Source organism: Bartonella gliris (assembly GCF_045277155.1).
GTDB classification, from domain to species: domain Bacteria; phylum Pseudomonadota; class Alphaproteobacteria; order Rhizobiales; family Rhizobiaceae; genus Bartonella; species Bartonella gliris.
In genome coordinates, this window is record NZ_CP123962.1 from 1,455,236 (window position 1) to 1,467,886 (window position 12,651).

General features: G+C 37.0%; 18 protein-coding genes and 1 pseudogene. All 19 read right to left on the reverse strand.

Translation table 11 applies throughout. The features are described from left to right. Window positions 1-190 precede the first annotated feature (190 nt). Window positions 191-844 carry a type IV secretion system protein gene (locus QHG54_RS06490; protein WP_406604051.1) on the reverse strand — a complete coding sequence of 218 codons (654 nt, stop codon included), beginning with the start codon at window positions 842-844 and terminating at the stop codon, window positions 191-193. 224 nt (window positions 845-1,068) lie between these two features. Then, window positions 1,069-1,758 (reverse strand): conjugal transfer protein, encoded by a 690-nt coding sequence (locus tag QHG54_RS06495; RefSeq protein WP_406604052.1) that lies wholly within the window; start codon window positions 1,756-1,758, stop codon window positions 1,069-1,071. A gap of 67 nt (window positions 1,759-1,825) precedes the next feature. Continuing rightward, a pseudogene (locus QHG54_RS06500) lies at window positions 1,826-1,924 on the reverse strand (TrwG protein); the annotation flags it as partial. Further along, window positions 1,921-2,064 (reverse strand): TrwH protein, encoded by a 144-nt coding sequence (locus QHG54_RS06505; protein ID WP_406604049.1) that lies wholly within the window; start codon window positions 2,062-2,064, stop codon window positions 1,921-1,923. The pseudogene QHG54_RS06500 and the gene QHG54_RS06505, both read right to left, overlap by 4 nt. Window positions 2,065-2,236: 172 nt before the next feature. Continuing rightward, window positions 2,237-3,121 (reverse strand): type IV secretion system protein, encoded by an 885-nt coding sequence (locus tag QHG54_RS06510; RefSeq protein ID WP_406604053.1) that lies wholly within the window; start codon window positions 3,119-3,121, stop codon window positions 2,237-2,239. 240 nt (window positions 3,122-3,361) lie between these two features. Continuing rightward, window positions 3,362-4,198, reverse strand: coding sequence for a type IV secretion system protein (locus QHG54_RS06515; protein ID WP_406604054.1), 837 nt, complete (start codon window positions 4,196-4,198; stop codon window positions 3,362-3,364). Next, window positions 4,195-6,666, reverse strand: coding sequence for a VirB4 family type IV secretion/conjugal transfer ATPase (locus QHG54_RS06520; RefSeq protein WP_406604055.1), 2,472 nt, complete (start codon window positions 6,664-6,666; stop codon window positions 4,195-4,197). Before QHG54_RS06520 ends, QHG54_RS06515 begins: the two co-directional genes overlap by 4 nt. A gap of 2 nt (window positions 6,667-6,668) precedes the next feature. Further along, window positions 6,669-6,977, reverse strand: a complete 309-nt coding sequence (trwM, locus tag QHG54_RS06525; RefSeq protein WP_406604056.1) for a VirB3 family type IV secretion system protein TrwM — start codon at window positions 6,975-6,977, stop codon at window positions 6,669-6,671. 12 nt (window positions 6,978-6,989) lie between these two features. Beyond that, window positions 6,990-7,310 carry a conjugal transfer protein gene (locus tag QHG54_RS06530; protein WP_406604057.1) on the reverse strand — a complete coding sequence of 107 codons (321 nt, stop codon included), beginning with the start codon at window positions 7,308-7,310 and terminating at the stop codon, window positions 6,990-6,992. A gap of 159 nt (window positions 7,311-7,469) precedes the next feature. After that, complete coding sequence (gene trwL, locus QHG54_RS06535; RefSeq protein ID WP_406604058.1) at window positions 7,470-7,787, reverse strand: VirB2 family type IV secretion system major pilin TrwL; 318 nt, start codon at window positions 7,785-7,787, stop codon at window positions 7,470-7,472. Between the two features lie 56 nt (window positions 7,788-7,843). Then, on the reverse strand, window positions 7,844-8,161 hold the full coding sequence (gene trwL / locus QHG54_RS06540) for a VirB2 family type IV secretion system major pilin TrwL (RefSeq protein WP_406604059.1): 318 nt from the start codon (window positions 8,159-8,161) through the stop codon (window positions 7,844-7,846). Window positions 8,162-8,305: 144 nt separating this feature from the next. Then, a complete protein-coding gene (gene trwL / locus QHG54_RS06545; protein ID WP_406604060.1) occupies window positions 8,306-8,623 on the reverse strand; it encodes a VirB2 family type IV secretion system major pilin TrwL in 318 nt (105 codons plus the stop codon). 150 nt (window positions 8,624-8,773) lie between these two features. Further along, window positions 8,774-9,085: a VirB2 family type IV secretion system major pilin TrwL gene (gene trwL, locus QHG54_RS06550; RefSeq protein WP_406604061.1), complete on the reverse strand. Its 312-nt coding sequence runs from the start codon at window positions 9,083-9,085 to the stop codon at window positions 8,774-8,776. Window positions 9,086-9,216: 131 nt separating this feature from the next. Next, a complete protein-coding gene (gene trwL, locus QHG54_RS06555; RefSeq protein WP_406604062.1) occupies window positions 9,217-9,537 on the reverse strand; it encodes a VirB2 family type IV secretion system major pilin TrwL in 321 nt (106 codons plus the stop codon). Window positions 9,538-9,688: 151 nt separating this feature from the next. Continuing rightward, complete coding sequence (gene trwL / locus QHG54_RS06560) at window positions 9,689-10,012, reverse strand: VirB2 family type IV secretion system major pilin TrwL (RefSeq protein WP_406604063.1); 324 nt, start codon at window positions 10,010-10,012, stop codon at window positions 9,689-9,691. 148 nt (window positions 10,013-10,160) lie between these two features. Next, the gene (gene trwL / locus QHG54_RS06565; protein ID WP_406604064.1) at window positions 10,161-10,487 is read right to left on the reverse strand and encodes a VirB2 family type IV secretion system major pilin TrwL; all 327 of its coding nucleotides are present in this window, start codon (window positions 10,485-10,487) and stop codon (window positions 10,161-10,163) included. Window positions 10,488-10,547: 60 nt separating this feature from the next. Continuing rightward, window positions 10,548-10,850 (reverse strand): VirB2 family type IV secretion system major pilin TrwL, encoded by a 303-nt coding sequence (gene trwL, locus QHG54_RS06570; RefSeq protein WP_406604065.1) that lies wholly within the window; start codon window positions 10,848-10,850, stop codon window positions 10,548-10,550. Further along, a complete protein-coding gene (gene korA, locus QHG54_RS06575) occupies window positions 10,847-11,113 on the reverse strand; it encodes a KorA family transcriptional regulator (RefSeq protein WP_406604066.1) in 267 nt (88 codons plus the stop codon). Before korA ends, trwL (QHG54_RS06570) begins: the two co-directional genes overlap by 4 nt. Window positions 11,114-11,238: 125 nt before the next feature. After that, entirely contained in the window at window positions 11,239-11,901 is a 663-nt protein-coding gene (locus QHG54_RS06580; protein ID WP_406604067.1) for a lytic transglycosylase domain-containing protein, read from the reverse strand. Between the last annotated feature and the right edge of the window lie 750 nt (window positions 11,902-12,651).

The window sequence follows — 12,651 nt, forward strand, 5'->3', positions numbered from 1 at the left end:
GTATGTTGCGCATTTCAGTTGCATTTATGCAATTTGTCATAAGCGTTTTTCATCGGAATTATTTTATGGTGGGTCAAATTCTCTGTGCTTCCCTTCGGATTGTTGGGAGAGAACTCAATATTAAGGTCCACTGTTGTTTCTACAATCAGAAAATATCAATGGTAGTAGAGGCAGTGTATTCTAAAAAACATCATGATGATCGTATTTTAGGCATTTGTTTATTGACAGATCCAAGAATTTGTATATTGCGTTTGCGTTTCAACCGGTTGATGAATATTTGTTCAGTGTTGCGCGCACGTGCGATCATTTGTAGTTTTGTTGCTTCATTCTGTAACGCAGCTCGCATGAGCTTCATGTGTAATTGCAATTCTGTCAGGTCCTTTAGATTGTTTGTTTTTTTTATATCGCCTACCATTAGTGCAATTTGCTGAAAACGATTTTCTGTTTCCTCAAAAATCTTGAGATTTACAGCTTTATCGATAATCTCTGCATATTGTCTGCGTTTATCAATTTTTTTGCGTGCTTCATCAACAGAGGGATTAAGAATATATCTTTCGTCATCTTTAAGTTTGCCGACTAAATAGGGCAAATTTTTGCCTACGTTGTCTTGTTGCTTTTCATCGTAGATAGATTCTGGTTTAAAAAAGAATACATCACGACTATTTTTATTTATTGTTGCTATCTTTTGTAATGGAGTGCCTTCTATGGAGAGATGTATTTTTCGTATTAGCAAATAAATATCGTTCTGTATGTCTTCCAACTTGGAGCTTGAACTCCAACTTTTTTCTGAGCTTAATGTTGCAAGAATTACACTCATTGCCGCTATAATCGTTAGCTTTCTCATATTTAGCTCCTTTGTAGTTCTTACATGTTGCGGAAGGATTGATAATTATACAATTGATATATAACTGAATTATAGTGATACATAACTGAATTATAGCTAACTTATAAATTCGCTTGCGAGTTTACGTTCTAAGCTTCTTCTTTTACTGGTTTAGCTTTTCCTCTTAGGGTTTCTGTTTTAACGAGCAAAGAGGGTCATAGCATAGGTGAATTTATTTAAAAATTTTATTGTGATCGTATGGTAGGCATTTGTTTATTTGCATATCTAAGAATCTTTGAATTGCGCTTGTATTGTAGCAGTTTGATAAGTGCTTGTTCAACATCGCGTGAATGTGCGATCGTTTCTAGTTTTATATTTTCATTCTCAATTGTGGATAGCATAGTTTCTATGTATGCCCATGATTGGGCAGTGCCTTTTAGATCCTCTATTTGGGCTAAGTTCTTTAATCTTTTTTCAAGTAATGAAGAATGAAATTTATTATGGACAAAAAGTCGTGAATCTACAGCTTTGTCAATAATTTCAGCATATTGCCTGCGGTTATCAATTGCTTCGCGTGCATTATTAACAGACCCATTAAGAAAAGAATCTTCGTCTTTTTTAATTTTCTGAATTAATGAGGGAATTTGGGGGTCCATAAGCGGTAGTTGCACCTTATCATAGATAAGCCGTGGTTTTGAAAAGAATAAATTACTATCCTCGTGGTTTAAGTGTGAGCTCCTTTTTTTAATCCCCGTTATAGAGCCATATATTTTTTTTAAGTACTCAAGTTGATATTCCATTGTAGATAGCACGGAGTCTTCATCAAATGATTGCGCGGGTTGATAAGTAACACTAATTGAACTTTTCTGACCTAATGCTAAGCTTGGCATTGTAAGAGTTACACTTATTATAGCTATAATAGCTAGTTTTTTCATATTTGAATCTCTTTAGTTTTTATTTGTTCCAGAAGGAATAACAATTATATTATTGAATTAGCTAACTTATAAATTCGTTGATGATTTCACGTTCCAAGCCTCGGCTTTCTTCGTAGTAGCTGTTAAGTCGTTCGGCTTTTACTGGTTTAGCTTGCTTTTTTTTCATATTACTCCTCGCTGAATTTCGGCAGGGACAGTTTTATTAATAGGTACTCGATTCCAATTGCTCGGTTGCTTTGGCTTTGGAGCCAATGCGCAAGCCGATAGAAATACTGCAATCAAAATTGCAATAATGACTTGTTTCATTTTAACAAATCCTTTTTTTCGACTGTTAAATATACTTTATAACATTTTCTAATCATTATATCAATTTTGATTATAAAGTATATAGCCTATAGTTGTTTTTATTTCTTGATTTTATTTTTTGTTTACAAAAGCGATCATCTACAGCGCAGATGTCATCTGTTACATTGGTGGGTTATTTGACTGTGCGGCTGCTCTGAGAAGCAGTGCCTCCTATTGCACTTTGTCTCCAGAGATGTCCGAATGTAACGCCTTTTGCCAAAGCATTGGCAATGCTTGACAGTTTAAATAACAGCACAATGGAAATAATGGATAGGATGAGTGCACCACCAAGCGCATAGGCTACATTCTGCTTTCCATCGAATTGTAGATCGGTCATATAATTTGCAAAGATGTTCATCATCAAACTAAATATGGTGGCTAGCAGTACCATGAGAATTGTATAACTCAAGACTTGAGCTATCCATTGCTCGAAAAAGCGATAGGTTGGTTGCCAGAGCAAGGCAATGATGAAGAAAGGTCCAAGTCCGACAAGAAGCACAAGTGCGATTTTTGCCAGCAGAATGAAACCACCGCCGATTGCTGCGAGGAAGCTTGTTGCAAGTAAGATAATAATACCGAAGAGACCGTACAGCAGCCCATCACCATCCAAAAAAGCAGCTTCTTCGAAAGCTTTGCTTGCACATTCGAATCCTTTTTCAGCCACTTTATCAATCAAGGTGTTTAATTGGTCGCTGCTTGGTGGACTGTTTATCAGTGCGTTTAACAAGTCATTAGGCATTTGGATGATTAAATTAGCAATGTCTTGCTGATAAAGTCCTGTAGTTAGTGCAATTGAAGTAATAATGCTTATCCGCAGGCAGCGGCTTAGGAACCCAGAGACCGGCATATCTATTGTGCCGCGAATAATGAGCCATGCATAGACGATAAAAGCGATGGTAAGACCGATTGAGACGATGGGTGTAATTGCAATAATGGTTTTTGAGGAAATGTCTGTGACATATGTCTTCGTTGTCTGATCAATTTTACTGAACAGTTGTGTGAACATTTTAAAGTCCATGGCATTCCTCTTTAACGAATTCTTATCTTTCCATTATCTTGGAACATTGATGTATGTTGCGCATTTCAGTTGCATTTATGCAATTTGCCATAAGCGTTTTTCATCGGAATTATTTTATGGTGGGTCAAATTCTCTGTGCTTCCCTTCGGATTGTTGGGAGATAACTCAATATTAAGGTCCACTGTTGTTTCTACAATCAGAAAAGATCAATGATAGTAGAGGCAAAGTTGTTTTAAAGTATCATCGAATAGATCGTATGGTAGGCATTTTTGTATTTCTACTGTTAAGAATTTTTAGATTGCGTTTATGCTTTTGTTGGCTGATAAGCGTATGTTCTGCATTGCGTAGATGCGCAACCATTTGCAGTTTTGTGACTTCGTTCTGAATCATGGCCAGTTTGCCTTTAATGTGCGCCTGTAATTCTGCAATGCTTTTTAGATCTTTTGTTTCATTAATTTTTTCTACTAGTTTTGAGATTTGGCTAAAACGACCTTCTGTATGCTGGAAAGTTTCCAAGCTTACAGCTTTATCGATAATCGCTGCATATTGGCTACGTCTTTCAATAGATTTGCGTGCCTCACTGATAGAATCAGAAATCTTTTCTTTTCCCAGGACATCACTAAGTGATTTGAATATAGATAATGAAATATCGAGTTTTTTATCTTTATCATATATCCATTGCGGGTTTTTTAGAAAAAAACTGCTATGATCCGCCTGTATAGCGCCAAGATTTCGATTTTCTGTTATAGAGCTGTGCATTTTTTTTGTTTGCTCTAACTGCTCTTTATTAACATCAAGTTGTTTTTTCAATACCTCTAAGATTAATGCCTCCGCCGAAATTAGTTTAGGAGCTGCTTTTTTAGGAGTTGGTGGTGTAGGAGCTGGTGGTGTAGGAGCTGGTGGTTTAGGAGCTGGTGGTTTAGGAGCTGGCTTTCCTTTTTTCCCTCCAAAAACTGACTTCCAAAAGTTTGCCGCATCATACTCTAAGATGCCTGTGAATTGATAAGCTTTTGCTGAATTAGTTGCTTGCAAAGCTGTTACCAATATTAGTGCCATTATAACAATTATCTTTTTCATGTTTCCCTCTTATCAGTTTTTACATGTTGTAAAAAAACTGGTAACCATACTGCCGGATCATCGCCTACTTCAGTAATAATGCTTTCAACTAGCTCTGCATTATCAGGTGTACCCGATAATACGAGGAGTTCGTCACTAAAGTCTTTTTCGATGGTTTTTCCATCGATTGTTACATGGAATTTTCCGAGATTTAGTTCGGCAAGTGCCGATTGATCACCTTGTTTAATAAGAAACTGACGACTAAATTCGCCAAGTCCTTTGACCAGTTCAAATTCAGTATCTGTGAGTTTGAAGCCTTCTGTATAATCCTCATAACTTGCTTTGGGATTGGCTAGAAAAATATAAGTTGCACATTGCTGAATGAGCGTCTTGGCAATATTACTTTCCAGTGCATCACTAGGCTCTTGCGTAGCAAAAACAAAAATACCATTTTGTTTACGAATAGTTTTTTGTTTGTTTTTTGCTAAATCTTCAAAATACGGATCTTGCAAAGGTTTCCAAAACTCGTCAAAAATATACATAAACCTTTGCCCACTAATCATTCCTTCCGTGCGATAGAGCAAATACATCATCACTGGAGTACGAGTTTCTGGGTTATCTAGGAATTCTGTAATATCAAAGCCATAAATTTGATGCGTTGAGAGATCAAGGGCATCATGAGGATTATCAAATAACCATCCATAGTCACCATTTTCACACCATTTTATCAAGCGGGCATGAACAGATGGATGTGCATTATAATCACTTAAACGCGGATTTGGTAAAAATTGCACCAAAAAAGATAAGCGACGCAGTGATGGATCAATGTTGCTACTCATAATAGACATGACTGCTTGGTTAATTTCTTCCTCGTCGCGGTGTGTGATTTCACCACCGGTTTCCGCCAATTTTCTAACAAATTGTTTAAGAAAAATCAGGTTATCCTGTGTAGGTGGAAGTTGGAACGGGTTGAAACCACTTGGCCTACCAGGTTTGAATGTTAGATATCGACCACCCATCGCCCGAATAGCAATTTCCATACCACGATCTTTATCAAAAACAACGGTTGTTGGTTTGAATTTTTGTGCCTGTGCCAACAAAAATCCAAGAAGTACGGTTTTACCAGAACCAGACTGCCCGATGATTGCAGTATTACCAAGTAACCGCTTATCTGTCGAATCCTCTTCAAGTTTAGAGGCATGAAAATTGAAATAAAGCGGCGTTTTACTTACTGTTTTAAGAATTGTAACTGCCGGTCCCCATGGATTTCCTGTTGGTTTTCCTGACATAAAATTATGAAAAGATGAAAATGACAAAAAGTTCAGTGATGTAATTGGTGCGGGACGTGGTCGCCATTTCCAATTTCCAGGAAGCTGTGCCCAATAACCAGCTTCTATCGCCAAATCTACAGGTTTTGGCAATACGGCAACGTCTAACAGCGCTGCATTTGCTTTTGCCATATGGTCGCGAACTTGTTGAATTGTATCGCCGTAAATAGTCAGTGTGCAATGATGCTCACCCATGACAAAATGCCCACTTACAAGTTGGTTAAGTGCTTCGTCAATTTGCTCAATTTGACTTGTCGCTACGTCGCGTGCATCGATAAGATTACGCTGATGCCGCTGCAAATAGTCCTTGGCCGCATGTCGCGAGAGTACAGAAAAGCTCTGTGTCAACACGAACTCGAAATCACTTTCCAGCAAAACATTTAATTGACCCGGTTTGGTTGTCGTGTCATATTCTTTAATTTCCATCATTCCAAATCGACGCATTCCAGTAATTGTGCGCAATTCACCGAGAGCACCCCATTTTGAGAAGAAAGGTCGATTTATAGATATGTAATCGGCAAAACGATCATAGCAGATTGGCATAGGTCGGTATTCGCCATTGACAAGCATTCCGAGAAATTCAAGGGCTGAAGAATAAGCATGGCCGTTCTTTTCATATACACCAAGAAGCTCCGCATCGTAACGTTTCAATGACTGACCTAAGGTACGGTTGATATCATTAAGAGCTTTAATACATGATTCTTGCCGCATCTTTTTTTGATCGAGCGTTTCACGTTCATGCTGAGAAAAAAAGGACATAACCTTATCAGCTATCGGTTGGAAAACAATGGTCAGATATAGATCATTGACCATTAGATTATAACCAGTGAAACTTTGTCGGTATTTCTCATCAAGTTGATAGCAAAACATTTTATCAAACGTTGAATCGGGATATTCATAAACGCGGCGGCGTACGATATGCGTCCACAACGACAAATTAGCTGATGCAATACCACGTAGGGTATTGTTTAGCTCTTTAGTCCATTGAAAAATGTCCTCTTCCGAAGCGCTTTGATGCGAACGTCCATCAATTTTCCACACCGACAGATACTCCGCATTTTTGGTAGAGATAATCGTGTCTGTAACGTGGTGTGAGTAGGGTATGAATAGGCTTACTGGCGTTTCTGATGCGAGCCGTTTGCTGCTTTCAACAGCCGTCATGTTTATCTCCTTTTGCGGTAATTAGAGGGACTGTAACTTGATGCGCCCCAAAAGCTCTTATTGCGATTGCGAAATTTGGTATCGATCCACAACCACCAGATACGAAATGCCTTATCATCATTTTTGGTAATTTGCGCCATAATGAACCACAACGGCGGTGCAATTATCCACAAAAAGATATTTACTGTCATAGCAATAACAGCCACGCATATAACCATAACAATGAGTGGCATCATTGGTACACCCCAGATTGTCGGAACGCGAGTTGCCCCCTTAAATAAAGGAAATGCTTCATGTTTTTGTGGTTTCACGGGCCGCTCCGATTAGCTGATGTGGAACAATATATTACTAATATAGAATGCTGCTCCAGCAATGATGACGCTGAATGTCCATCGCATGAACGTAGCTCTTGCGATGAGACGAAATACATAAATAATCAAGAGAAATAAAAGAATAATAGCACCAACAATGGGAATAATCATACTTAGCCCATATTGCATACCTATAAAGACATCTACGCTTTGAGCTGTCGATTGGGCATTGACAGATTGAGCTGCTAAAAACATAACCAAAGCCGCAAAAGCAGCCATGCTTTTTCTACTTTTGCTGTTCGTTTTTGCCTGAAAAGTATTTGATTGTTTCATATTCTCCATCCTCATTATAATTGAAGTTGCTATCAACAATATCCCTTTCTTGCAGTATAATTAATATTATCACTGATCTGTTTACATTTAACGCATAGGGGTCTTATCTTTTTACAAAAGAAACATTTTGTGCCATAGCGCCTCTGTAACCAATTGGCTTCAACTAGATGTAAACAACATGTTTGCAATTTGCGTTGCTGAGCCAGCGATAACCACGCCAATTGCCCACCGTATGAATGTATCTTTTCCAATATAGCGTCCTGCATAACCAATTGCTAAGCACAAAAGTATTACTGCAGCAGCAATAGGGATGATGTTGTTAACAAGATCATCTCGTAGACCTTGTAAAGCCTTTTCAGCTTTATCCAGAGTTTTTTTGGCATAAACAGGATTATCTATAAAAAACACAGTTATAGCTGCAGTAATTACGATAATCTTGTTATTATTTTTCATTTGTGTACCATTTAATCGTTTCATGTTTTTTACTTTGTAAAAAAGAATATTTTTGTATTATACTGATTTTATAATTAAATTCAATTGGTATTCAATAACATCTTAGCAATTTGTGTTGCTGAGCCAGCGATAACCACGCCAATTGCCCACCGTATGAATGTATCTTTTCCAATATAGCGTCCTGCATAACCAATTGCTAAGCACAAAAGTATTACTGCAGCAGCAATAGGGATGATGTTGTTAACAAGATCATCTCGTAGACCTTGTAAAGCCTTTTCAGCTTTATCCAGAGTTTTTTTGGCATAAACAGGATTATCTATAAAAAACACAGTTATAGCTGCAGTAATTACGATAATCTTGTTATTATTTTTCATTTGTATACCATTTAATCGCTTCATGTTTTTTACTTTTATTTAAAGGGTTCATAACAATAACCTCTCCTTACAGCATAGTGAGATCATCTTAATATGTTCACAACTGCTGAATACGGATTCTGCTTTTAACAAAGAACATTACGAAGCATAAAGATTGTATTATTGGCTTCATGATTGTTTAAACAACATCTTAGCAATTTGTGTTGCTGAGCCAGCGATAACCACGCCAATTGCCCACCGTATGAATGTATCTTTTCCAATATAGCGTCCTGCATAACCAATTGCTAAGCACAAAAGTATTACTGCAGCGGCAACAGGAATAATTTTACCAACAAGCTCTGTTTTCAAAGAAGTTAAAGCTGTTTCAGCTTTCTTCAGAGCGTTTTGGGCATAAACAGGACTGTCTATAAAAAACACCGTCATAGCTGCAGTAATTACGATAATCTTGTTATTATTTTTCGTTTGGATACTATTTAACTGTTTCATGTTTTTTTACTTTATATTTAAAGGTTTCATAAAAATATTTCCTCCTTACAGCATAAGTGAGGTAATCAGTGATATATTTACAATTATTAAATACAAAATCAGCCTTTAAGGAAGGAATGTTTTGGTATTATATTGTTTTCATAATTAAATTCATTGTGTTCCAAATAACAGCGTAGCAATTTCGCTTGCTGAGCCAGCAATGACAACACCAATAGCCCACCGCACGAATGTATCTTTTCCGATATAGCGTCCGGCATAACCAATTGCTAAGCACAAAAGTATCACTGCAGCGGCAATAGGAATGATTTTTAAAAGCTCTTTTTTCAACTCATCTAGAGCTTTTGTGGCATTCGCTAGTTGGGCATACGCAGGGTGAGTCATAAGTAATGCTGTTGTAGCTACAGTAATTGTGATGATTTTGTTGTTATTTTTCAATAATTTTTTGATAATTTGTATTTTCATTGAAATTTCCATAAATACTGACATTTTTTGTGGCATAAATAAAAATTATTACTGTATGTCTAAAAATAATGGATTATGGATCTCACTTTTGAAAAAGGAAAATGCTTTATGCTATATTGTTGCTTTGATAATCAACCTCCTGTTCCAAACAACATGTTTGCAATTTGAAGTGCTGAACCAGCAATGACAACACCAATTGCCCATCGTATAAACGTATCTTTTTCTATGTAGCGTCCTGCATAACCAATTGCTAAGCCCAAAAGTATAATGGCAGCAGCAACAGGGATAATTGTATTCAACTCTCCCTGGAATTTTGTTAGAACGTTTTTTGCGTTAGTCAAATTTTGCGCTTGAGCATGTATAGGATGCACTATAAAAAATACGCTTATAGCCGCAACAGTTGCTTTGATCCTATTATGACCCTTTGTTTGCAGAATATTTAATCGTTTCATGTCATTTATCCTAATTAAAATTGAAATTGTTATGAATATTTCTGTGTCACAAGTAACATCATGATGGATATATATGATACCTTTAAAATCTAAATCATTCTTTTGAATAAAAGGAAAACTTCATACTATACCAATTTATGATTTATTCTCATTATGCTCCTTTGAATAACATGTTTGCAATTTGTGTTGCTGAGCCAGCGATAACCACGCCAATTGCCCACCGTATGAATGTATCTTTTCCAATGTAGCGTCCTGCATAACCAATTGCTAAGCCCAAAAGTATAATGGCAGCGGCAATGGGAATAATTTTACCCAACTCTGTCTGGAATGTGTTTAAAACACCTTGTGCTTTACTCAAAGTATTTTGCTGAGCTTGGGCACACACAGGGTGAGTCATAAGAAATACGGTCATAGCCGCGACAGTTGTGATGATTTTATTACGAACTACTGTTTGAAGCATATTGAATCGTTTCATATTTTTATCCTAATTAAGACTGAAATTGTTATGAATATTTTTTGTATCACAAATAACGTCATGATGGATATATATGATACCTTTAAAATCCAAATCATTCTTTTGAATAAAAGGAAAATTTCATACTATACCAATTTATGATTTATTCTCATGGTGTTGCTTTGAATAACATGTCTGCAATTTCGGCTGCTGAGCCAGCGATAACCACGCCAATTGCCCACCGTATAAACGTATCTTTTTCGATATAACGTCCTGCATAACCAATTGCTAAGCCCAAAAGTATAATAGCAGCGGCAATAGGAATAATTGTACCCAACTCTGTCTTGAATTTTGTTAAAACACCTTGTGCTTTACCCAAAGTATTTGGCTGACCTTGAGCACACACAGGGTGAGTCATAAGAAATACGGTCATAGCCGCGACAGTTGTGATGATTTTATTACGAACTACTGTTTGAAGCATATTGAATCGTTTCATATTTTTATCCTAATTAAGACTGAAATTGTTAGTAAAAATAGCTTCCTTTTTGCAGCAGATTCACTGTGTAAATAACATGTTTGCAATTTCGACTGCTGAACCAGCTATGACAACACCAATTGCCCACCGTATAAACGTATCTTTTTCGATATAACGTCCTGCATAACCAATTGCTAAGCCCAAAAGTATAATAGCAGCGGCAATAGGAATAATTCCTTTCAATTGTGTTTGGAATGTTGTTAGAGCGGTTTGAGCATTATTCAAATTTTGTGCTTGGGCACACATAGGATGAATTATAAAAAGTAGATTTGCAGCTGCTATGATCTTATTACGAACTGTTGTTTTAAGATTTAACTTTTTCATATTTTTTTATCCTGATTAAGTTTAAAATTACCATAAATAACCCCTCGCTCATGAAGAAATTTAAAGAGATATTTGGGATCAGCCCAAGTTCTTAACTTTCCTCTTTGTGTAAGAAGTGTATATTCATTTGGTTTGCCAGTTATTGGATCATCTGCAACAAACGTAAAATACCATTTTCTTTCTGAATGCATCACAATTGTAATTTCACGTGCTGCTTTCTGATTAAATGCTCTATCAACGCTGTTTTGTTCTATCATTTTCATTATTTTGGCCCTCAATTAGAATAGATTCTGTCCAACCTTACTAATTAGAGCTTTAATATTCTTTTATCTACTGTTCATCATTATATCCTATCAAAATTGCAGTTCTAATCCGTAACTTAAGTGCATTAACCGCCATTCTTGTTATCTTCCAAATGGAGAGAATCTCCTGTTTTAAAAGCATCGCGAACACCACTTGCCTTATGTGTAAAGGCATCTGGCACTTCTTCCGAAGTGGTAGAAAGAAGCTCTGTCTTAATTGTCTTTTCTGCTTCCCCCGTATGAATCTGTATAGATTCTTGCGATTCTTGATCTAAAAGCGCAGGAACTTTTACCTCAACATACGAAGCATTTTTTTGCACATAGGTGTTGGTAGAACCGCCCTTGAAGTTTTCTGTGTTGTAACAGCTTAGAGCAGCTTGTAATGCAGTTTGTTCAGAGCTGTATTTCGACACGGCACGTTTATAGCAATGCGTCAGAACAGTTTGCACAGCTTTGAGATTTTTGCAGGGATCAAATAAGTCAGAGAGAGACATACCAAGCGATTCCAAATTTTTGACGTTGATTTGCCCTAAACCAATGTCAAAATTATGACCACTTTGCTTAAGCTGCTCCGCTGTTGCGACTGCTTCTTTAAATGTGGAGGGTTGGTATGAGAGTTTTTGATCATTGTGGAGGCCTATTGCATAGATATGACCCTGCGATTTCTGCATAACAATCGTTGAAAGTGTTGCAGGATGAATAGCGGGCGCGCATGCGGCTGCGAGCATCATGAAGCTTGGAACGGTCATTAGCAGCACACCCGATGAAAAGAAAATTTATTAAAATAAACGTCAATGCTGCAGAGGCTCTCCAAGCGTTTCCACACTATATTGCTATAGATTTGTGGAGCGAGATTGCGCAATCCAAAATCCTGTTTTTTGTGATTATAGATTTTGTTATTTTCGAAAACGCTTCTGATGTATGTCAACATGCATTCAACTGCGCAAACATGTAAGACGAAACGGAATGTATAACGCCAGCCGATATTACGATCACTGGGATTTAAAAAAGACAGATTGCATCTAAACCATAGTTTTCTCTGTTGATTCATTGCGGTTGGCTGCGTAACGTAGTCTTCTACAGCTTTCCCTGTTTCTGGGTATGGCTTACATAAAGCACAAATCCATTGTATGTGAGAGTGCTTCTTATTGTTAGAACAAATTGCGCTATTGTTATGCGTAGAGGGCTTGTTCTTTGTAAAAGATTGCCATATTTTATAAAATGGCGATTTATATCCACTTTTAAGCGCTGTTTCATGAGAGTCAGAAAGGTGCAATGAAGTGTTCGCACTCCGATTACCAATTTCAGCGTTCGAACTGAAAAAGGATACGGCGGTGGCAACTGAGATACCAATATGCAACCCTTCGTGATTCAAAGCACAACTCCGTGAAAGTGATATAATTCGTGATTTTAATTTCGATAATAAGTAGGCAGCAATTGTCTATAATTGTGTTTAAAATATGGCAAAGCACAATTCTTTTTTGCAAGGGGAGTGATAA